This is a genomic window from Clostridium sp. MT-14, assembly GCF_042436595.1.
GTDB lineage: Bacteria > Bacillota > Clostridia > Clostridiales > Clostridiaceae > Clostridium_B > Clostridium_B aromativorans.
Genome location: NZ_JBHMIY010000008.1, coordinates 21,542 through 43,730, shown reverse-complemented (window position 1 = coordinate 43,730; position 22,189 = coordinate 21,542). Strand labels below are relative to the sequence as shown.

The 22,189-nt window shown below is 38.2% G+C and carries 15 protein-coding genes and 2 other annotated features; all 15 genes read right to left on the bottom strand.

Annotated features, from left to right (window positions below; translation table 11 throughout):
- Positions 1-2: 2 nt before the first annotated feature.
- Entirely contained in the window at positions 3-1,661 is a 1,659-nt protein-coding gene (gene ilvD / locus ACFHWD_RS07895) for a dihydroxy-acid dehydratase (RefSeq protein ID WP_150355677.1), read from the bottom strand.
- A gap of 413 nt (positions 1,662-2,074) precedes the next feature.
- Entirely contained in the window at positions 2,075-3,088 is a 1,014-nt protein-coding gene (ilvC, locus tag ACFHWD_RS07890; protein ID WP_150355678.1) for a ketol-acid reductoisomerase, read from the bottom strand.
- A 190-nt stretch (positions 3,089-3,278) separates the two neighbouring features.
- Positions 3,279-3,476, bottom strand: a binding site (T-box leader).
- 229 nt (positions 3,477-3,705) lie between these two features.
- Positions 3,706-3,904: a binding site (T-box leader), on the top strand.
- A 411-nt stretch (positions 3,905-4,315) separates the two neighbouring features.
- The gene (locus tag ACFHWD_RS07885) at positions 4,316-5,752 is read right to left on the bottom strand and encodes a glutamate synthase subunit beta (protein ID WP_378061300.1); all 1,437 of its coding nucleotides are present in this window, start codon (positions 5,750-5,752) and stop codon (positions 4,316-4,318) included.
- Between the two features lie 13 nt (positions 5,753-5,765).
- On the bottom strand, positions 5,766-10,295 hold the full coding sequence (gltB, locus tag ACFHWD_RS07880; RefSeq protein ID WP_179977436.1) for a glutamate synthase large subunit: 4,530 nt from the start codon (positions 10,293-10,295) through the stop codon (positions 5,766-5,768).
- A 266-nt stretch (positions 10,296-10,561) separates the two neighbouring features.
- A complete protein-coding gene (locus ACFHWD_RS07875) occupies positions 10,562-11,491 on the bottom strand; it encodes a 3-hydroxyacyl-CoA dehydrogenase family protein (protein WP_378061298.1) in 930 nt (309 codons plus the stop codon).
- Positions 11,492-11,566: 75 nt separating this feature from the next.
- A complete protein-coding gene (gene arcC, locus ACFHWD_RS07870) occupies positions 11,567-12,520 on the bottom strand; it encodes a carbamate kinase (RefSeq protein ID WP_150355682.1) in 954 nt (317 codons plus the stop codon).
- Positions 12,521-12,557: 37 nt separating this feature from the next.
- The gene (gene uraA, locus ACFHWD_RS07865) at positions 12,558-13,889 is read right to left on the bottom strand and encodes a uracil permease (RefSeq protein ID WP_179977438.1); all 1,332 of its coding nucleotides are present in this window, start codon (positions 13,887-13,889) and stop codon (positions 12,558-12,560) included.
- 17 nt (positions 13,890-13,906) lie between these two features.
- Entirely contained in the window at positions 13,907-16,252 is a 2,346-nt protein-coding gene (locus ACFHWD_RS07860) for a xanthine dehydrogenase family protein molybdopterin-binding subunit (RefSeq protein WP_378061295.1), read from the bottom strand.
- Between the two features lie 2 nt (positions 16,253-16,254).
- Positions 16,255-16,719, bottom strand: coding sequence for a (2Fe-2S)-binding protein (locus ACFHWD_RS07855; protein WP_150355685.1), 465 nt, complete (start codon positions 16,717-16,719; stop codon positions 16,255-16,257).
- Between the two features lie 4 nt (positions 16,720-16,723).
- Entirely contained in the window at positions 16,724-17,560 is an 837-nt protein-coding gene (locus ACFHWD_RS07850) for a xanthine dehydrogenase family protein subunit M (RefSeq protein WP_179977440.1), read from the bottom strand.
- A gap of 125 nt (positions 17,561-17,685) precedes the next feature.
- Complete coding sequence (locus tag ACFHWD_RS07845; protein WP_150355687.1) at positions 17,686-18,027, bottom strand: Zn-ribbon domain-containing OB-fold protein; 342 nt, start codon at positions 18,025-18,027, stop codon at positions 17,686-17,688.
- Positions 18,028-18,029: 2 nt separating this feature from the next.
- Positions 18,030-19,229 carry an acetyl-CoA acetyltransferase gene (locus ACFHWD_RS07840; RefSeq protein ID WP_179977441.1) on the bottom strand — a complete coding sequence of 400 codons (1,200 nt, stop codon included), beginning with the start codon at positions 19,227-19,229 and terminating at the stop codon, positions 18,030-18,032.
- A complete protein-coding gene (locus tag ACFHWD_RS07835) occupies positions 19,217-19,900 on the bottom strand; it encodes a hypothetical protein (RefSeq protein WP_378061292.1) in 684 nt (227 codons plus the stop codon). The genes ACFHWD_RS07840 and ACFHWD_RS07835 overlap by 13 nt, the downstream gene beginning before the upstream one ends.
- Before the next feature lie 40 nt (positions 19,901-19,940).
- Positions 19,941-20,732 (bottom strand): cyclase family protein, encoded by a 792-nt coding sequence (locus ACFHWD_RS07830; RefSeq protein ID WP_378061290.1) that lies wholly within the window; start codon positions 20,730-20,732, stop codon positions 19,941-19,943.
- Positions 20,733-20,746: 14 nt separating this feature from the next.
- The gene (locus ACFHWD_RS07825) at positions 20,747-22,162 is read right to left on the bottom strand and encodes a DUF1116 domain-containing protein (RefSeq protein WP_150355691.1); all 1,416 of its coding nucleotides are present in this window, start codon (positions 22,160-22,162) and stop codon (positions 20,747-20,749) included.
- Positions 22,163-22,189: the final 27 nt, after the last annotated feature.

Here is a 22,189-nt window from a genome sequence, read left to right as displayed (position 1 = left end):
GTCTATTTGAGTATCGCCCCGGTATTAGCAGAAGTTACTAACTTTGCATATCTGGACAAATATCCTGTTTTTATTTTGGGCTCAGGTTTTACATACTTCTTCTTTCTCTTCTCAATTTCTGCAGAATTCACTTTCAATTCTATCTTTTTGTTTGTGATATCTATAAATATGGTGTCCCCTTCTTCTACAAGACCTATCAGTCCGCCTTCCATGGCCTCTGGAGATATATGTCCGATAGATGCTCCTCTTGTGGCTCCTGAAAATCTTCCATCTGTGATAAGGGCCACATCCTTGTCAAGTCCCATGCCTGCTATTGCAGAAGTAGGTGAAAGCATTTCCCTCATTCCAGGCCCTCCTTTAGGTCCCTCATACCTTATTACAATTACATCCCCTCTGTTTATTTCATTTCCGAAAATGGCCTTTACCGCCTCCTCTTCTGAATTGTATACTCTTGCAGGTCCTTCATGTACCAGCATCTCCGGTGCTACTGCAGATTTTTTAACTACTGCCCCATCAGGTGCAAGATTTCCCCTTAATATTGCTATTCCACCTTCACTGCTGTAAGGCTCATTTATATGTTTTATGACCTCATAATCAAGTACCCTATAATTTCTTATATTTTCACCTACGGTTTTTCCCGTGATAGTCAATGCATCTTCATTTATCAGATCTTTTTTTGAAAGTTCATTCATAATGGCTTCTATTCCGCCTGCCATATGCAGATCCTCCATATGATGCTTCCCGCTTGGACTTAATTTTGTGAGACAGGGAGTTTTTTTACTTATTTCATGGAACAAATCCAAATCAAGTGTAATACCTGCTTCATGTGCAATTGCCGGAAGATGAAGAACCGTATTGGTTGAACCTGCCATAGCCATATCCACAGTTATGGCATTCTTAAATGCGCTTAAAGTCATTATGTCTCTTGGCTTTCTGTCATTCTTCACGCAATCCATAACGTACATACCTGCATATTTTGCCAGCTGATTTCTCTCCCCGGTCTGGGCAAGTGCAGTTCCATTCATAGGAAGCCCCATTCCAAGAACTTCGGTAAGACAATTCATGCTGTTTGCCGTAAATAGTCCGGAACAGCATCCGCACCCTGGACATGATCTTTTAACCTCTTCCTCCAGCTGCTCTTCTGTTATTTTACCGTCACTGCAGGCCCCTACCTGCTCTATACATGTACTGAAATCCAGTGTTCTGTCATTCAATCTGCCTGCTCTCATAGGTCCTCCGCTTACCACAACAGCCGGTATATTGAGTCTTGCAGCTGCCATCAGCATTCCAGGGACTATCTTGTCACAATTTGGTATTAAAACAAGTCCGTCAAATTCGTGAGCCAGTGCCATTGCTTCAATTGAATCCGCTATAAGTTCTCTTGACGGAAGTGAATACTTCATACCTATATGTCCCATGGCTATTCCATCGCAAACTGCAATTGCAGGAAATTCCATAGATGTTCCACCGGCCATGGCCACCCCCAGCTTAGCTGCTCTCGCTATTTCATCCAGGTGCATATGTCCTGCAACAACTTCGTTTTGTGAATTTACTATTCCAATTAAAGGCTTTTCAATTTCCTCCTTTGTAAATCCCATTCCATACATAAGTGCCCTAGCCGGTGCACCTTTGATTCCCTTTTTTGCTAAATCGCTTCTCATTTTGAAAATTCCTCCTCAAACTCATATTACCGAACTATCTCCTATATTAAAATCCACTATATTATATAAACAGTTTAGGCCTGCAGGTTCTCACCTCTGTCCCGCTCTCTGTAAAGCCTTATACTGCTTATTTCTTACCTCACGTACCTATATTATTTAAAAGCCCCTTTTTATTTATACGAAAGCTACCATTGCTAACAGCCTCCAGCTTTTTCAAATCTTGGAGTCAGTAAGCACTGCTACGCTCCTGTATTGGTTCTTCTATGGTTTGGTATGTAAAATCATTCTATATAAAAAACTTTACCAAACCTAAGAATCACCTTATACGAAAGCTGACATCTGTCAAAGCTCCCCAGCTTCTCCAAAATAGAGAATAGACAGTGACAGCCCCCAAATACCATATTTACATCAAATTATTCATTATCCGGATTTTCATTTATCCAAGGCATCATAGATCTGAGTTGTTTGCCAACTTTTTCGATGGTGGAATTTTGCTCCAGCCTTCTTCTTGCAGTAAACTTTGGTCTTCCTGTTTGATTTTCAAGCAGCCAGTCTCTCGCAAATGTTCCATCCTGGATTTCTCCAAGAACTTTTTTCATCTCAGCCCTTGTATTTTCATTTATTATTCTCTTTCCAATTTTATAATCTCCATATTCTGCAGTATCACTGATGGAATACCTCATTTTATTTATTCCACCTTCGTACATCAGATCAACTATCATCTTCATCTCATGCATGCATTCAAAATATGCATTTTCCGGAGCATATCCTGCCTCTGTAAGGGTATCAAAACCTGCCTTTATAAGTTCAACAATTCCTCCACAAAGTACTACTTGTTCTCCAAATAAGTCTGTCTCTGTCTCTACTCTAAATGTAGTGGTCATGACACCTGCCCTTGTTCCTCCAATTCCTTTGCCATAAGCCAGTGCAATATCTTTTCCTTTTCCTGTAAAATCCTGATATACTGCATAGAGACATGGAACTCCAGCACCCAGTGTATATTCTCTTCTAACTATATGTCCTGGTCCCTTAGGTGCAATCATAAGTACGTCCACATTCTTAGGTGGAACTATCTGGTTAAAGTGGATGTTGAATCCATGAGCAAAGAAAAGTGCATTTCCTTCCGACAAATTATCTTTTATGCTTTCCTCATAGACCTGTTTTTGTTTTTCATCCGGAATAAGGACTGCTACAATGTCAGCCTGTTTAACAGCTTCAGCTGTTTCATATACCTTGAATCCATAATTCTCAGCTTTTTTCCAGGATTTACTGCCCTTATACAATCCAACTATCACATTAAGACCGCTGTCCTTTAAATTTAAAGCCTGTGCATGTCCCTGACTTCCAAAACCTAAAACAGCTATCTTTTTTCCTTTTAAAAGATCAAGATTAGCATCCTCATCATAATAAACTTTTAATTTTTCCATAATATTTTTCCTCCCAGATAATTTTATTTTTGCCGTTTCCCCTTATTTAATTAAGCAAAAATTATGACTATTGCAAATTTTATGACTATTAATTTTGGCATACCTCTACTCTTTGCTTTAATTCAAACATATAGCTAAATCAAAAACAGAAACCCTAAAATTTTGTATAAAAAAATGACCAACATTCTCTCCTTGGGGCGAGAAGTTTGGTCACGCGGTACCACCCAAAATTTTTACTCAGAATAATAACGGTATTACCGGTAAAGCCTACTCAAAGTTCAGCTCACAACTTAAAGGCTACCTTCAATAGTTGTATTTATGAGTTCCCACCAAAATCTCACTCTCTAAAAAATATTCCCTATTTACTCTTCCTCATCATTGTCTTTATACTCTATATTATACAAAATACAAATCTTTTTAACAATTTACTTAATCAAAATTTAGTGTATGTGACGATAATAATCCTTCATTCTCAGAATGTCAAGAGTTTTTTTACAAAAATTTTATTTTTTTTCAGCATTATTTTTTCCTACATTATATACAAAAAATAAATTTTCTATTTTAGAACTAGCTGTTGACATGCCTATTTTTTTATAGTATAGTATATGCAATAAATATAAAAAACCTTGACGGAGAAGAGTAGGCAAAAATATGCTTTAAGAGAATGGGGATTTGGTGAGAACCCAGAAGCTAAAGTTGCTGAAAATCACTCCTGAGTTGCATGCTGAAATTTGTATAAAGTAAGCTATGCCGGCACAGCCGTTAGACGTATGAGTAATAATTTGGGTGGTACCGCGGTAGACTTTCGCTCCATAAGGAAGATTGTCTGCTTTTTTTATACCATATTTTTATACTAATCATCTATTTAATCAATTATTTTATTCAAAATTATCAGTGTATATAATTAAAACCAATTGAATATTTATATATTCCTGTATTTTTCATTTTACCTGCAGGCTATCATTGTCTATTCAATGTACAATTTGCAATTGGCAGTAAACAGATAATGGTGATTTTCGCTGACAGTTGAAAATTTGCTATATCTAAAATCATGCTATCTTTTAACATATACTTTTTTATTTAGTGTTGTATTATTTTTGTAAATTTACTAAAATAAGTTTTTTATTTATCACTTAAAAAGTCTGAGTTATCCAGAACTTTTTAAGTGATTTTTGTTGCATTTATTTTAATCTTTTAAATATACAATTATTAGATTTATATCCGTCATTATCCCCTTAAAGATGTCTCATTCATAAGGTAACGATCAACCTGCCGTGCTACCTTTCTTCCATCTTTTAAGGCCCAAACTACCAGTGACTGACCGCGTCTCATATCTCCGGCAGCAAATATTCCTTTTTTGCTGGTCATATAATTTTCATCTGTCTTCACGTTTCCTCTTGCATCAAATTCTACACCAATATCATCTAGCAATCCTTCATGTTGGGGATGGATAAAACCCATGGCCAGAAGAACCAAGTCAACTTTTTGATTAAACTGCGTACCGGATATACTTGTCATCTTCATCCTGCCATTTTCTTTCTTCCATTTAACTTTTATCCCCTGAAGAGATTTCACCCACCCATCTTTGCCTTCAAATCTCTCTGTGCTTATGCACCATTTTCTTATACAGCCTTCCTCGTGGGATGTTGTGACTTTGAGAGTTTTGGGAAAAGTAGGCCAGGGCATGGTTTCATCTCTTACCAATGGCTGCCTTGGCATCAGCTCATACTGGTAAACAGCTTTGGCACCCTGTCTTATGGAAGTGCCTATGCAGTCGGAACCTGTATCTCCTCCGCCTATGACAACTACAATTTTTCCCTTTGCATTTATCTCATCTTCAATTAATTTCTTGCCTGCAACTCTTTTATTCTGCTGTTTCAGAAAATCCACTGCAAAATGTATTCCCTTGAGTTCTCTTCCTTGAATTTTAAGATCCCTTGGAACAGTAGAGCCTCCCGTTAGAACTACTGCATCAAAATTCTCAATCAATTTATCAGCAGAATACTTTCCTCTGCCTGCATAAACACTTGTTCTAAAATCTATGCCCTCCTCTTTCATTATATTTATTCTTCTATCCAATATGTGTTTTTCAAGTTTAAAATCAGGAATTCCGTATCTTAAGAGCCCTCCTATCTCATCTTCTCTCTCAAATACAGTAACTGAGTGTCCCACTGAATTGAGTTCTGACGCTGCTGAAAGTCCTGAAGGGCCCGAGCCTATTATAGCCACCTTTTTTCCAGTTCTTACTTTTGGAAGATTGGGTTTTATCCACCCCTCTTCAAAAGCTTTCTCTATTATATTCAATTCTATTTCCTTTATGGACACCGGTTCCCTATTGACCCCAAGAGTGCAGGCACCCTCACAGATAGCTGGACATACCCTCCCTGTAAATTCAGGAAAGCTATTGGTAAGAATGAGCCTTTCAAAAGCTTTTTTCCAGTTATTTCTATACACGAAATCGTTCCAATCCGGGATTATATTTTCAGTAGGACAGCCCCAGTTACAAAAAGGAGTCCCACAGTTCATACACCTGGCCGCTTGAATCTTGAGCTTATCTTCAGACAATCTGTAGTATACTTCCGTATAATCTTTAATTCTTTCCTCTATAGCACGTTCTTCAGGATTTTCTCTCTTATATTCTTTAAAACCAGTTATTTTTCCCATAATGCTGCCCCCTCTACATATTAGAAGCAGCAACTGCTTCTGTTTTTGTCTGTTGCAATATGGACCTGTATGCTTCAGGTATTATTCTTTTGAATTTCTTTTTATAGGCATCCCATTCATTCAATATATTTTTTGCCTTCAAACTGTCTGTATATTCATAATGCTCCTGTACTAATTTATATATCGTATCCATATCCTGTTTATCTGAAATCTTTTCTACTTCAACCATCTGTAAATTACATCTGTCATAAAAGGAGTCATGCTCATCCAAAACATAAGCCACACCACCGCTCATGCCAGCCGCAAAATTCTTGCCAGTTTTACCTATGATAACTACTGTTCCGCCAGTCATATATTCACAGCAGTGATCTCCTACACCTTCAACTACTGCCGTAGCTCCACTGTTTCTCACTGCAAATCTTTCCCCTACGCTGCCATTTATAAAAGCTTTTCCAGAAGTAGCTCCATATAAAATAGTATTTCCGGCTATTATATTTTTCTCTGCTGCAAAAGTGCACTTTTTAGGTGTTTTAATGATTATTTTACCTCCTGATAACCCTTTGGCCACGTAATCATTGGCATCACCTTCAAGTATCAGAGTAAGTCCATTTACTCCAAAGGCACCAAAGCTCTGTCCTGCGGATCCTTTAAAATTGAGTACAATTGTATCTTCAGGCAGACCGCGGCTTCCATATTTTTTAGCAATTATACCACTCAGCATAGATCCCACAGCACGATTTACATTCTTTATTTCCATGGTTGCGGAAACTTTTATTTTATCATTTATGGCCCCTTCAGCCATCTGAATAATTTTATAATCCAATGCATCGTCCAATCCATGATCCTGAGGTATCACACAATAGGATTTAATTCTCTTCGGCATATATGGCTTATACAAGATAGCCGACAGATCCAGTCCCTTGGCTTTCCAGTGATTGACCGCTTCCTTTGTCTCCAGCATATCTACCCTTCCTATCATTTCGTTCATGGTTTTAAATCCAAGTTCAGCCATATATTCTCTTACTTCCCGTGCAATAAAAGTCAAAAAGTTTATTATATACTCAGGCTTACCCCTAAAGTGCTTTCTGAGCTCTGGATCCTGCGTGGCTATACCCATATCACAGGTATTTAAATGACATTTCCTGAGCATAGCACACCCCATGGTCACAAGAACTGTAGTTGCAAATCCAAATTCTTCAGCTCCAAGCAGTGCTGCAACTATTACATCCCTACCAGTTTTTAACTGTCCGTCAGTTTGAAGCCTAACTCTACTTCTCAAATTATTCAGCAAAAGTACCTGCTGAGTCTCAGATAGGCCAAGTTCCCAGGGAATTCCAACATGTTTTACAGATGAAAGCGGCGCTGCTCCCGTTCCACCATCATAACCGCTAATTAGTATTAAGTCGGCATGAGCTTTTGCAACTCCGGCCGCAATTGTTCCCACTCCAACTTCAGAAACCAATTTTACGCTTATATTCGCCTCAGGATTTACATTTTTCAAATCATATATGAGCTGTGATAGATCTTCTATAGAATAAATATCATGATGGGGCGGCGGTGAAATGAGATCTATTCCCGGAGTAGAATGTCTAGTTCGTGCAATATACTTATCAACTTTCTTTCCTGGAAGTTGACCGCCCTCACCAGGTTTCGCCCCTTGTGCTATCTTTATTTGGAGCTCGTCTGCATTTACCAGATATTCTGTAGTAACTCCAAAACGTGCTGAAGCCACTTGCTTTATAGCACTTCTTCTAGAATCTCCATTAGGATCCAGTTTATACCTTTGTGGATCCTCACCTCCCTCTCCAGTATTACTTCTCCCACCTATTCTGTTCATAGCTATAGCTATGGTCTCATGGGCCTCTTTACTTATGGATCCAAAGGACATTGCTCCTGTACAAAATCTTTTAAGTATTTCACTTACAGGCTCCACCTCTTCCAGGGGAATACTATTTCCTTTTTTAAATTTTAACAGTCCACGTATGGTACACAGATTTTTGTCCTGCTCATTTATAATTTTTGCATACTCTTTATATACATCATAACTGTTGGTCCTGGCTGCAACTTGAAGTTTATATATGGTTTCAGGATTGAAAAGATGAAATTCTCCCCCTTTTCTCCATGAATAATTTCCTCCTACATCAAGCTGCGAAATAGGTTTTCTTATCTTATTAAAAGCATTTTTATGTCTTGACAGTACCTCACTGGCTATTACATCAATTCCAACTCCGCCTATTCTTGAAGGTGTGCCTTCAAAATATTTGTCCACAAACTCCGAGTTCAAGCCTATGGCTTCAAATATCTGTGCTCCATGATAACTCTGAAGAGAGGATATTCCCATTTTTGAAAGTATCTTCAATATGCCCTGATTTACAGCTTGTATATAATTTTTTCTTGCCGTATTCATATCTATCCCAGTTACATCTCCATCTCTCACCATCTGATCTATAGTTTGATATGCAAGGTATGGATTTACTGCTGAAGCCCCGTAACTTACAAGAAGGGCAAAATGCATGGTTTCTCTTGCTTCTCCCGTTTCCACAATAATTGAAACTTTTGTACGGGTCTTTTCCCTGATCAGGTAATGCTGTACTGCAGAAACCGCTAAAAGACTAGGAATTGCCGCTTCATATGAATCTACATTTTTATCACTCAATACCAATATATTATATCCTTCCTTTATCCTCTTGGAGGCTCTTTCACATATTTTATCAAGAGCTGCTTTAAAACCCTCTATTCCCGTATCACACTTAAAAGTAATTGGAACTGTAGTGGTTTTAAAATCTTCATTTCTCAAGCTTTTTATCTTTGATATCTCCTCATCCGTCAGAACCGGACTTTTAATCTCTATAAATGGATCTTTTGCAATCTCGCCATTTAGTATGTTGGCTTGAGGGGATCCTATATAGTTCAGAAGAGACATTACCGGTCTCTCTCTTATAGGATCTATAGGAGGATTCGTCACCTGGGCAAAAAGCTGCTTAAAATAAGAGAAAAGAAGCTGGTTTTTATTTGAAAGCACAGCCAGAGGCGTGTCATTTCCCATAGAGCCTACCGGTTCCCTGCCTTCAACTGACATGGGCATAAGTATTCTCCTTAGATCCTCAAGAGTATATCCAAAAGCCTGTTGCTTCTCTTTTAATACTTCCGGGGTTATCTGTTCTTTTTCCACAACAGTATCAAACATATCCAGATTAAATCTCAATTTGTTCAATATTTTCTCATAAGGCTCTGCTTTACATATATTTTCCTTTAACTCTTCATCCTTTATAATTTTACCTTTGGCTGTATCCACCAAAAACATCTCACCAGGCTTTAATTTTCCCTTTTCCAGAATATCTTCATTTTTAAATTCCAGCACTCCAGCCTCTGAAGCAAGTACCACAAATCCCGTTTTGGTTATTACATATCTGGCAGGCCTCAACCCATTTCTATCAAGAGTAGCACCTACCTGAATACCATCGGAAAATGAAACAGCTGCAGGTCCATCCCAGGGTTCTATTAGAGAACCATGGTATTCATAAAAAGATCTTTTATACTGTTTACTGCTGCAATTTTGTTCCCAAGCTTCAGGTATTAGAAGCATAAGCGCATGTGGAAGAGATCTTCCATCCTGGTACAAAAGCTCCAGCACATTGTCAAGAGAAGCAGAATCACTTCCGCCTGCATCTATTATTGGAAAAAGATTTTTGATATTTTTACCAAAGGTCCTGGATCTAAGCACACCTTCTCTGGCTCTCATCCAGTTTCTATTTCCTCTTATGGTATTTATTTCTCCATTATGACCAAGATACCTAAAAGGCTGGGCCAAATCCCAGGTTGGAAAGGTATTTGTACTGTATCTCTGGTGCACCAGTGCAATGGCACTTTTAAAATTTATATCATTGAGATCAATATAAAATTTTTTTATCTGATCCGCCAAAAGCAGCCCTTTATATACTACCGTCCTACTGGAAAGACTGCATACATAAAAAACTCTTGCAGCTTCCTTTAATACCTCTTTTACTTTATTTTCTACCTCTTTTCTTATTACATACAGCTTTCTTTCAAACTCAATTTGATTTTCTGCATTTTTTCCTATGAATATCTGCCTTATGATGGGCTCGGTTCCCCTTGCAGTTTCGCCTATACTTCTATTGTCTGTAGGTACATCTCTCCATCCTAAAACCCTCTGGCCTTCTCTTTCTGCAACTCTTTCCATTATTCCCTCACACTGCAGTCTTAGAGCTGTCTCCTTAGGGAAAAATACCATTCCCACTGCATATTCTCCCGGCTGCGGTAGTTCAATACCTAAATTATCACAATTTATCCTAAAAAATTCATCTGGAATTTGGACAAGTATACCTGCTCCATCTCCAGTTTTTGTATCAGAACCAACTGCTCCTCTATGAGTCAAGTTAACTAAAATCTGAATACCACGTTTTACTATACTGTGAGTTTTTTCACCCTTTACATTTGCTATAAATCCAACTCCGCAAGAATCTTTCTCAAAATCAGGATCATACAAGCCCTGTTTTGAAGGAAATTCATTACTAGAATTCATGATGCCATGCCCCCTTTAAAATTGTTAATAAATACCATCAGCTAAGCCGATGGCTTCCTAATACGGCAAAAATACATTTTCTAAGTCCCCATAATATATCTTATGCCTTCTTCCATTTTTAACATTGTACTTTAAATTAAAATACAAGTTCTCAAAAGCATTACAATTTTTATTAATATTTAGTAAAAATATTATCACAATTTACTACAGTATGCAAGTTATATATAAATATATTTCATTTTAATGTATATTTTTTGTAATTGGTATTATGAATTTTCCAAAAAATACAAAAGCAATTCTCCCCGTTTATTTTGCACATTTTTTAAAACATCTGATGGCCAATTATAAAACCCTTTTCCACTTTTACATCCCAATTCTCCAATTTCAACTTTGTTTTTAAGCAAATGAGATGGTTCAGTTGAACTGCAGAGATCCTTAAGCAAATATGCAGATACGGAATTTATTACATCAAGCCCTGCTAGATCAGCAGTACGTATTGGACCTGTAATTGGCAATCTTCTCCCCAATCCATACTCAATAGCTTTATCAACTTCTTCAGGCCTAGCCCAACCCTGTTCCACTATAAATAAAGCTTCCCTCAATAAAGCATGTTGAAGTCTATTTCCGATAAATCCCAGACATTCTTTTTCCATAGGAATGGCCTTATTGCCTATGAACTCAACCCATTCAATAGTCCTAACAATTGTTTCCTTTGATGTTTTTTTACCAGGTACTACTTCCACAAGCGGAATCAATTGAGGGGGGTTCCAAAAATGCGCGACCACTATTCTTTCAGGATGTACTGTATATTTAGCTATATCTGTTGGTAAAAGTCCAGATGTACAAGTTGCTAAAATTACATTTGAGGGGCATATTTCATCTAAGACTTTAAAAAAATACTGTTTCAATTTTATATTTTCGGCTAAACACTCAATTATCAGATCAGCATTTTGAGCTGCTTTTTGAATTGTTTTAACTCCCCTTATGTCATTTATAATTTTTTCACACTGCATTTCTGATAATTTCCCTTCGTTTTTCCAAAAATTTAAACTTGATTCTATATTTTTGAATCCTCTGTATAAACTCATGTCAGATCTGCCATAAATGGTTACTTTAAGTCCAGCTGTGGCACAAAGCAATGCTATGCCAGGTCCCATGGTTCCAGTACCTAATACAGACACTTTTTTAATATTCATATTCATCATCATTCCTTTCAACATAGTTTTATTTGAACATGGAGAACCAAAAACATGCATATCAAAAACATTGAATTAAATATCACTTATTACCGTACCAGTGTTGCCGCATAATGCTTCCTTAAGTTTTTCAAGAGATGTTATTATAGCTCTTTTCCCCCTTTTTGACTCTGCAAACATGACAGCCGCCTTTACCTTAGGCAGCATTGAACCTGGTGCAAACTGTCCTTCTTTCATATATCTACAGGCATCTTGAACACTCATTGCCGATATATTTTTCTGGTTTTTTTTATTGAAATTTATCGCAACTTTCTCAACAGCAGTTAATATAAGCAGTATATCTGCATCAATTATTTCAGCTACCTTCTCTGATGCATAATCCTTATCAATCACTGCAGCAACCCCCTCAAGACTGGTGTCATCTTTCTCAATCACAGGAATCCCTCCACCACCTACAGTGATTACGATATGCCCTGCACTAACAAGCGTTTTAATTACTTCTTCCTCTACAATAGTTTTTGGAAGCGGAGAGGGTACAACCCTTCTCCATCCCCTTCCCGCATCCTCTTTCATCAAATAATTCATTTTGGGCATCATTATTTCAGCCTGTTTTTGTGTAAAAAATGAACCTATAGGTTTTGTCGGGTTCTTAAATGCTTCATCATCTTTATCTACAATCACCTGGGTAATTACTGTTGCTACCTGATTGCTCATTCCCCTTCTCTTTAATTCCTTTTTCAGTGCCTGCTGAAGATGGTAGCCAATATATCCCTGACTCATAGCTCCACATTCCTGAAAGGGCATTACACCTTTTGACCTATCAGCTAAAGCTGCAATTTCATAAGTTGCAATAATCTGACCTATCTGAGGACCATTTCCGTGAGTAACAACAATTTCATTGCCCTCTTCAACAAGATCTACAATGGATTTTGCCGTCTTATAACAGGCTTTAAGCTGAGATTCTGCTGAATTATCCTTAGGATCTGCCTGAAGTGCATTCCCTCCTAAAGCTACCACTATCCTTGACATACAAGATTCCTCCATTTTCATTATTTAATTCAATTCCCTAAACTTCAATATGAACATCAGAAGTCGTTATATCAGATTTTATTTCATATTTTTCATTCATTATTCCAAGCTTGCCCAATACATAGAAAATGATTGACAGTATAACTCCGACAACAGCTGCAAATGCCATTCCCTTTAACTGCACTGTTCCAATATTTACACTGGCTCCGCTTACACCAACTACAAAAGTAATTGCGCCTAAAACCATGTTGTAGTTTATGCTGAAATCAACCTTTGATTCTACAAACATTCTAATACCTTGAACTGCTATTATCCCATACAGCAGCATAGTGATTCCGCCCATAACAGGTTCTGGAATAGCCTGTATTGCAGCTGCTATTTTACCTATGCATGAAAATATTATTGCAAACATGGCAGCTCCCCTTATTACCCATACAGAATAAACCCGCGTAATTGCCATTACGCCTATATTTTCTCCATAAGTGGTATTTGGTGTTGAACCTGTAAACCCTGAAATAACATTACTAATACCATCTCCAAGAAGTGAACGGTAAAGTCCGGGATCCACCAGTAAATTTGAGCCAGTTATCTTGCCGGTGACTATCAGATGGCTTATGTGTTCTGCAAACACAACTATACAGGCGGGAGCGATTATAAAAATTGCACTCCAGTCAAATACGGGAGCCTGAAACTTAGGAAGTGAAAACCAATTTGCATCTGCAATGATCTTTGTATCCACCATTCCCATAATAAAGGCAAGAATATAGCCTGAAACTACAGCAATTAAAATCGGTATAACCTGTGCAAATCCTCTGAATATAACGGAGCCAAATATTCCTACCGCCAGAGTGAATAGAGCTACAAAAATGACTTTTGGATCAGCTACATAAGGTTGAACAACTTTTCCTACTGCCGTAGCAGCAGGAGCAAGACCTGATTGAATTGCTGCATTTGGAGCAAGCTCAAGCCCAATTACTGCAACAACTGCACCCATAACAGCAGGAGGCATGACAACGTCAATCCACTTTATTCCAAACTTTTTTACAATATAGGACATCAATATGAAAAACAGTCCAAAGAAAATGAATCCTGATTGTGCATGACTGAAACCACCAAAAGATGTGATAATTAAAATAGTAGGTGATATGAACGCAAAACTTGAGCCTAAATATGCTGGAATTCCACCTTTGGTTACGTAGGAGTAAATCAATGTACCAATACCATTCATCAAAAGACAGATTGCAGGGTTTACTCCAAGAATTAGCGGTACAAGAATGGTAGCACCAAACATAGCCGTCAGATGTTGAAAACTAAGTGGTATAGTTTCAACAATGGGTAGTTTCTCATGAATTCCTACAACACGTTTCATAAATTTTATTCTCCTCCTTAAATAATTTTATTTAACGCCTCGTATACTTTATCTGCTGAAAAAGGCGTTTCAAAAAGATCAACTCCTGTTGCATCCGCAATCGCATTTCCAATGGCAGAGGTTACTGAGATCATAGGGTGTTCTGCGCAACCTCTAGCACCATAAGGCCCATCAAGCTGCGGCGTCTCTATAAAATGTACTTTAACAAGTTCAGGCAGATCCTTCATTGTAGGTATTTTGTAATCTACAAAACTCCTGGTCAAAAGTCTGCCTTGAGAATCATATTTGAGGGTTTCGGATAAAGCTGTACCTATTCCCTGAACAATCCCGCCAACTACCTGCCCTTTTACCAGCATTTTATTTATAATGTGCCCAAGATCTATAGCGGTTATTACTTTTAAAATCTTTATATCCCCGGTATTAGAATCCACTTCTATTTCAAAGGCATGTGCACCATATGTCCAATCAAGAGCCGGCCTGCCCTGACCAGTATCTTTATCAAGAATTGTCAATCCCTGTGCTATATATTTACCCCTGCCTATAAGTGGACCACCTATGCCATTCCCATTTGGATAAGTATAGCCTACTGCTATTTCTTTATAAGACACTTTATTTTCTGGAAACTGCTTTACATACACACATTCATCACCAAGTGCAAGATCCCTTTTCGAAGCACGAAGAACAATCGCTCCTACATCAAAAATTTGCTCTTCAATATCATCACAAGCTTGAAGTACAGCATTTCCTCCCAATATGGTCATTCTGCTTGCCACAGTTTGCCAATCATAGGTTGCTGAGTCCGTATTTGTTTTAAACACTGCATGAACTTTTTCTATCGGCACATGCAATCTTTGGGCTATCATCTGACTCATAGCTGTATATGCACCCTGGCCCATATCTATTCCAGCCACATTAAACCTAACGGAACCATCTTCATTCATCTGAATCAAAGCGGAAGTAGCTGCATTACTTGGCATGGCAGGTGCCTTATGAAGTACTGCTATGCCTTTGCCCCTATATATACCAGTTTTCTTCTCAAATGCTTTTTCGGCTTCCGTCTTACTCCTTCCCCATTCTATATCCTCAGCAACAGTTTTTAAACATTTGATAACGTTTCCAGATTGTTCATAAATAGGTTCTCCTGTTATGGTTTTAGAGCCAGGTCTTAACAGATTTTTCAATCTAAATTCCAATGAGTCCATTTTCAATTTTTTTGCTACAAGCTCCATCTGACGTTCTATTGCCCAAAAAATTTCAGCATGCCCAAATCCCCTATAAGCTGTACCAAAAATATGATTTGTATAAACAGTATAAGAATCAAGTTTAACATTTTCTATTTCATAAGGACCTGCACCCGAATACCCAGTTGCCCTTGTTATATTTACTCCATAATCTGCATATGCTCCTGCATCCCATAAATATTCAATTTCTTCAGCTACAATTTTGCCATTTTTCTTAACACCTGTTCTGAGCTTTGCAGTAAGACCCTGCCTGCAGGGAAGAGTCGATATTTCTTCTTCTCTCGTTGCAACAAATTTCACCGGTTTCCCTTTAGCAGCCTTTGAAAGAAGTGCAACCAGTGGTTCCAGATGAATACCTGCTTTGCCTCCAAAACCTCCTCCTACATAAGGTACGGTAACATCGATATTTTGAATTGGAATTCCCAGTGCCACACTGAACAGATTGCGAAGCGTATATGGGGATTGAGCACTACTCCAAATCTTTATTTTATCTCCAGTTCCCCATCTTGCTATAACCGCATGTGTTTCAAGGGGAACATGCAAAATCTGCGGAACTTTAAATTTATTTTCAACTATCAGATCTGATTCATCAAACCCCTTTTCAATATTTCCCTTTCTGAGCTTAAAATGATTTGCTATATTTGTATCAGCTTCCGGGAAAAACACATCCGGAATTGTCCTATAATTTTTTAGATCCGGGTGAATCAATATGGAACCGGGCTTTACGGCTTCTTCTACATCAAGCATTACTGGCAAAGACTCATATTCAACTTCAATGAGATTCACAGCTTTTTCAGCAATATCCAAACTCACAGCTGCAACGGCCGCAACAGCTTCTCCAAAGTATCTCACTTTATCTACTGCCAAAATAGATTTATCTACAATATAGATTCCAAGCTTTTGATAAGCTTGTTTGCCAGTCAACACTGCTTTTACCCCCGGTAAACTTCTTGCCATGCTCACATCAATGTTTTTAATCAATGCATGGGCATAGGGGCTGGTTTTGAGCTTAGCATACAACATGCCTTTGGAGCTCATATCCTGTACATACTGCGCTTCCCCTGTAACTTTTTCGATACCATCTACTCTGGGTATACTATTCCCCACATAATTGAAATTCATAATTATTCACCTTCCCCTGCAGCAGCTTCGACAGACTCTATGATGTCCTCATATCCGGTGCACCTGCACAGATTTCCCTGTAACGCTTCTTTTATCTCATCTCTGCTGGGATGTGGGTTTTTCATAAGCAGTGCTTTGGCCGACATAATCATCCCAGGAGTACAGAATCCGCACTGAAGACCATTATGCTTTATAAAAGATTTTTGTAATTTTGATAACTCTCCAGATTTTGCTTCACCTTCAATGGTTTGGACTTCTCCTTCCGCAGCTTCCAGTGCCATAACACAACAGGAATTTACGGCTTTACCATTCAAAATAACCGTACATGCACCACATTCACCTGCACCACAACCTTCCTTAGTACCTGTAAGCCCTAATTTTTCACGCAAAAACCAAAGCAGAGTACTATTTGACGGCACTTCTTCAAAAACCTCATCTTCATTTACATACAAATGCAATTTCTCCATATAATTATCTTCCCCCCTTCAGTTCATCAACTATTTTACAGGTTAAGTATCGAGCCATTGCAATTCTGTACTCCTTAGTAGCTCTTACATCACCAATGGGCTTAATTCTGTTTATGACAGCCTCTGCTATTTTATTTCTGTATTCTGTAAAATTTGATACTTTAAAATTTTCTGTATATTCTATCAAAACTGGTGTAATTGCCACTGCACCAAGAGACAATTTTAAATTTCCATCTTTCCTCAAATAACCTGCTGCACTTATCTGTGAAAGATCGTGACCTTTTATTCTTGACCTTTTAATAAATCTGCCCTTTCCCTGAATTGGTGGATAAATTACTTTGACAACCATCTCATTTTCTTTTAAAACATTTTTCTTTACTCCTGTAAAAAAGTCTTTTAGCAATACCTCTCTATGTCCATTTACTGATGATATACAGGCTCTTCCTTCAAGTACAAGTGAGGCTGGAAGCATATCCCCTCCTGGTGATGAATTGCATATATTTCCAACTAATGTCGCTCTATTCCTAATCAGTGTATTCGCAAGAACTTTAGCTGCATCAATTAATATTTGATAATCTGAACTCATGTCATGACAATCTATAATTTCATTTAGCGTCACCGCAGAACCTATGGTAAGTCCGATTCCACCATTGTAGGAGATACTATGAAGTTCTTCAATCCCCTTAATATCAACAAGATACTTGCAATGGATAGAATTATTTCTCAATACGATTATTACATCCGTTCCTCCAGCTAGAATTTTTGCCTCACTTCCATACATATTCATCAATTTTAAAACCTGTTGTAAAGTCTCAGGTCTAATGTATTGAAAATCCTGCAATTAAATCCCCCCAATCAATATGAATGTATATTTAATGCCCCTAAAGCATTTTATAATTACAATCAATCATACAACCTGCATCTTTAGGGGCATTTCACAAATCCTACATAACTCTTATCAACATTTTATTTAGCTTCTTTAAAAATAAATCCACAACAATTTTTATTGACACTCTCTTTAACAACTCCCACAGTTGAAATAAGTTTCATGCCAATTACAGGATTTCCAACCTCCAATTGGCCTGTCACCTTAAGTCCATTTTTAAATTCAGCAACTCCAAAATACAAATAGGGCTTCATATAACCTTCTGGAAGGTTGTATACTTTTGTATAGGTCAAAAGTTTTGCATCTCCCTCAAGGGGTATCTTCTCAAATGTTCTGTTACCACACTTTTTGCATACATAATGCTTAGGATGGTGGAGTTTTCCACATGCTGTGCATCTGTAGGCATACATTTTTTCACCCATAATTACTCCCCCTCCTTTGTCACTATAGTAGCCACAACATTATTTCCAAAACCGCCAAAATTTACTGCAAGTCCTGTCTTCGCACCTTTTACCTGACGTCCATCCGCTTCACCCCTCAGTTGTTTAACCAATTCCACAACTTGAGAAACACCTGTAGCTCCAAGTGGGTGTCCTTTAGCCTTTAATCCTCCGGAAGTATTAATTGGAATTTTACCATTTATCTTGGTTTCGCCATTTCTGGCCGCAATATGTCCTTCTCCCCTCTTAAAAAATCCAACTTCTTCAGATTCAACAATTTCTAATATCTGAAATGCATCGTGAAGTTCAGCCACATCAATATCCTCAGGCCCTAAATCCGCCATTTCATAAGCCTTCTGTGCAGCTAGTCTCACTGCCAGCAGATCTGTAGGCACTTCCCTTTCGGCCATGGCATGTGTATCAGTGGCTTGACCAATTCCAGCAATTTTTACCGGTTTTTTTGCAAACCTATCTGACTTATCCATAGCACACAGAAGAACTGCTGCTGCACCATCAGATACTGGACACACTGAATACAATCTGAGTGGAGAGGCCACATATGGATTTACTATCCCCGCATCTTCATCCTCTGTAATCGCATATAGATTTGGCACCGTATGAATATGGGCTACTGGATTGTGCAGTGCATTTTCGTGATTTTTTACAGAGACAATGGCCAAATCCTTTTCTGTTATCCCATATTCTTCCATGTATAACCTTGTAAACATCCCTGCAAGCGACGGTAAAGTTATGCCATAATCATATTCTGCTTCCGGATGAAGCATTGTAGCAACAAAATCAGTGCTCTCCCATCCACTGACAACTCTCATCATCTCTCCACCCACAACTAAAACCGCATCGCACATACCGCTGGCAATTGCCATATATCCCAATTTTATTGCTGAAGCACCTGATGCCGGACCATTCTCAACAGTTTCTGCCATAGCTGGCCTTAAATTCAATGTGTCTACAAGCGCAGATGCAACACCACATTGCTTGTTTAAAATACCAGCTCCCATTGTAGCTACAAAAACCTGATCTATCCCATGTTCTCCCTCTACAGTTCTTACCCCGGCATCATCAAGAGCCTGTACTGCTGCCATACACAGCATATCCATAAAGGTTCCCTCAGACATTTTCCCAAACTTTGTATGGCCTACTCCTACAATTCCTACTTCTCGCATCTTTTATACCCCGGAATCTGCGCATAGGTAATTGGGAGAATGGGATTTTCAGCAGTCTTAAGAAGTTCTTCTTTCACAGGCCTGCGTCCTGCTAATTTATCAGCTCTGTGTCTTTCCCAAAGAGCTCTTGTCAGCACGTACGTTGGCACACCTCCTAGTTCATGCCATATTTCAGGCCTTGACTCCAATTCGTATTCAATCATCCATCTTTTAAATCCGTTTGGACTTTCAGCTACTATCCAAACTTCTTCTTGATTTAAAATATCCAGATGATATTCCATTTTTGCTGCAAACAGCTGTGCGCCGATTCTAAGCCCCTGTTTTAAAGCCATGGTATGATATGACATCCCTACCTTCTCATCTACCATACGCCCATTTACAATTCCAACTATTATTCCATCTATCGTACCAATTAAACAGTACTCATTTTTAACTCTGTAGCGATAATATCCCAAAAGTTCTGCATACAATCTAGAAGCAACAATATCATAAAAATCTTTTTCCACTGTCATGAGAGGTTTAACTGCTTCTAAAATATGAGGCACCTCTTCTCTACTTATTTGACGAATTACCAGTTTATCTCCATTAGCCATGGAAATCACTTTAGGAGGATATGGTTTCATGGGTAATTCAACAGGTCTTAAGCTCTGTTCCATTTTGTCTACTATCATTTTCTATCATCCTTTCATATCATAATTTTATTTTGACAATTTACTCTGCATCAAAAGCCACTATTCGGCATATACATGATTCTCCGCCTTCAAATCTCCAAGGGAAACATCCAATTATCAACCTCTTTCCAAGCACCTTGTCTATATCTCCACCAAGATTTTCAGCATGTACAATATTATATGGGAAGAGATTATAGTGCATCAATTGATAGTCTTCATCCGGCCAAAAATCTTCAAGTCCCTTTCCATATTTAGATCTCAAGAATTTATCAGCCTTTTTTGCTTCCTTTGGAGCCCATTCGCGAATTTTGGTATTCATAGGATGATCTGCAGAGCCGCAGTCAACACCTATCCATTTAAATTTCATTTTTTTACACCAGTTTGCAAATTCCTTGGTTGGTCCTGGATGCCTCATCATAACTCTTTCTTCGTCAGCTTCAGGCTCATCCCATGCATATCTATGATATCCCGTATGAATGATAAGTATATCTCCCTTTCTTACATCTGCTCTATCCATAATATCTTTTGAAGTATAGATCCCATAATCTTCAGCTATATCGGATATATCAACAACTACTCCTGGTGCTACCAGTTCTTCCAGCGGAATTGCAGAAATATCTCTACCATGAGTGCAAAAATGCAATGAACCATCAAGATGAGTACCTACATGGTTTGAATGAGTCAGTACCTGCCCATTGGCACCATTTGAAGAAAGTCTTTTGAAAAATTTGATCTGCAGCGGCTCATAGGTTGGCCACGGTGGCGTCAAATGGCTTAACTTTTGAGTTAAATCATACATCTTTACTGATTTAAAGGAATCAATAATATTCATAATATAACCTCCATTTATAATAAATTGTATTTATTGATAAAAAATTTTAAAGCGTCTTCAAAACATTTCATAGGCGGATTTACCACGCCTGCTCCAATTTGACCAACACCTGCTTTATTGCTGGCAATGCCTGTATTTATTACCGGCAGTATTCCTGTTTCTATAACCTTCCTCATATCTATTCCAGTAGGAGTTCCCCTGAAATTGATGCCGGGTATTTTATAGGCATTATTCTCTGCATATGTTATTTCATACATGGTATTTGTATAATTAACGGCATCCTTTGGAGTACCGCCAACAAATTGTACAATTGCAGGCGCTGCTGCCATAGCAAAACCACCTATACCTGCTGTCTCAGTTATACAGCTGTCCCCAAGATCCGGGTTGGCATCTTTTTCGTCAAATCCTGGAAAGTACAATCCCTGTACCATTTCACAGGGGGCTGTAAACCACTCTTTACCCGTACCAACCATTCTGATTCCAAAATCTGTTCCATTTCTTGACATTGTATACAATATGGTGCAGTATTCAATACCTTCCAGTGGATCAAGGCTGCATTTGCAAGCAGGCATTGAAATATTCAAGAAAAAATGATCATTTTTATCTATAAAAGTCAATACCTCTTCTTTTTGCTTGTCTGAAAAATCCGTCCTCACAACAGCTGGTGCAATCTCTCTAAACAAAAGCGATGTGGCAGCTTTATTTCTATTGTGACCTTCATCCCCCATTTGAAGAAATTGGGCAAATATTGTCTTTAAATCTATGCTCCCCTTTATCTCAAGAGCTTGTTTAAGAACAGGTGCAAGATAATTCTGCATCCAATACAGTCTATCAAGTACTTCCTTTCCATAAGCTCCAAATCTCAATACTTTTCCCAATCCTTCATTGAATGTACAATAGGCATAGTTTCCAAATGTTTTATTCTGCACAATCCAAACCGGCATGGAGTAAGTAACTACACCTGCCATAGGCCCTACTGCCGAATGATGATGGCATGGTTCAAAATTTAATTCACCAGACAATACCATTTTTATGGCTTCATCTTTATTGCTGGCCAATTTTTCATAAATCAGCCCGCCAATTATGGCTCCTTTAAGTGGTTCACTCATTCTATCCCAGGTTATAGGTGGTCCTGCATGAAGTATGGTTTTCTTAGTCATTCCAGGTATAACCTCTCCAGCCATACCTACACCTACAAGAACTGGTTGGGCGGACAATAATCTATCCACGGCTTCACCATTGGCTTTTTCTATTTTATCAACCACTTTTTCATCCTCCAGCATGGAAAGCCACCTACTTGCCTTGCTTGGTGGTTTCCAATCGACCTGGATACATGGTACATGTTGACTTTTCAAATCATTATAGAAAGATTCCAGTCCCAAATTAATTGCCTTAATATCTTGTTTAAATAATTTATTAACTGCAGTCAAATCAATCACTTCCATTCATAATATTAT

Excerpts from the sequence above, each read along its gene's own strand:
- ilvD (WP_150355677.1), bottom strand. The coding sequence starts at position 1,661 with ATGAGAAGCGATTTAGCAAAAAAGGGAATCAAAGGTGCACCGGCTAGG.
- ilvC (WP_150355678.1), bottom strand. The coding sequence starts at position 3,088 with ATGGAAAAATTAAAAGTTTATTATGATGAGGATGCTAATCTTGATCTT.
- ACFHWD_RS07885 (WP_378061300.1), bottom strand. The coding sequence starts at position 5,752 with ATGGGAAAAATAACTGGTTTTAAAGAATATAAGAGAGAAAATCCTGAA.
- gltB (WP_179977436.1), bottom strand. The coding sequence starts at position 10,295 with ATGAATTCTAGTAATGAATTTCCTTCAAAACAGGGCTTGTATGATCCT.
- ACFHWD_RS07875 (WP_378061298.1), bottom strand. The coding sequence starts at position 11,491 with ATGAATATTAAAAAAGTGTCTGTATTAGGTACTGGAACCATGGGACCT.
- arcC (WP_150355682.1), bottom strand. The coding sequence starts at position 12,520 with ATGTCAAGGATAGTGGTAGCTTTAGGAGGGAATGCACTTCAGGCAGAT.
- uraA (WP_179977438.1), bottom strand. The coding sequence starts at position 13,889 with ATGAAACGTGTTGTAGGAATTCATGAGAAACTACCCATTGTTGAAACT.
- ACFHWD_RS07860 (WP_378061295.1), bottom strand. The coding sequence starts at position 16,252 with ATGAATTTCAATTATGTGGGGAATAGTATACCCAGAGTAGATGGTATC.
- ACFHWD_RS07855 (WP_150355685.1), bottom strand. The coding sequence starts at position 16,719 with ATGGAGAAATTGCATTTGTATGTAAATGAAGATGAGGTTTTTGAAGAA.
- ACFHWD_RS07845 (WP_150355687.1), bottom strand. The coding sequence starts at position 18,027 with ATGGGTGAAAAAATGTATGCCTACAGATGCACAGCATGTGGAAAACTC.
- ACFHWD_RS07840 (WP_179977441.1), bottom strand. The coding sequence starts at position 19,229 with ATGCGAGAAGTAGGAATTGTAGGAGTAGGCCATACAAAGTTTGGGAAA.
- ACFHWD_RS07835 (WP_378061292.1), bottom strand. The coding sequence starts at position 19,900 with ATGATAGTAGACAAAATGGAACAGAGCTTAAGACCTGTTGAATTACCC.
- ACFHWD_RS07830 (WP_378061290.1), bottom strand. The coding sequence starts at position 20,732 with ATGAATATTATTGATTCCTTTAAATCAGTAAAGATGTATGATTTAACT.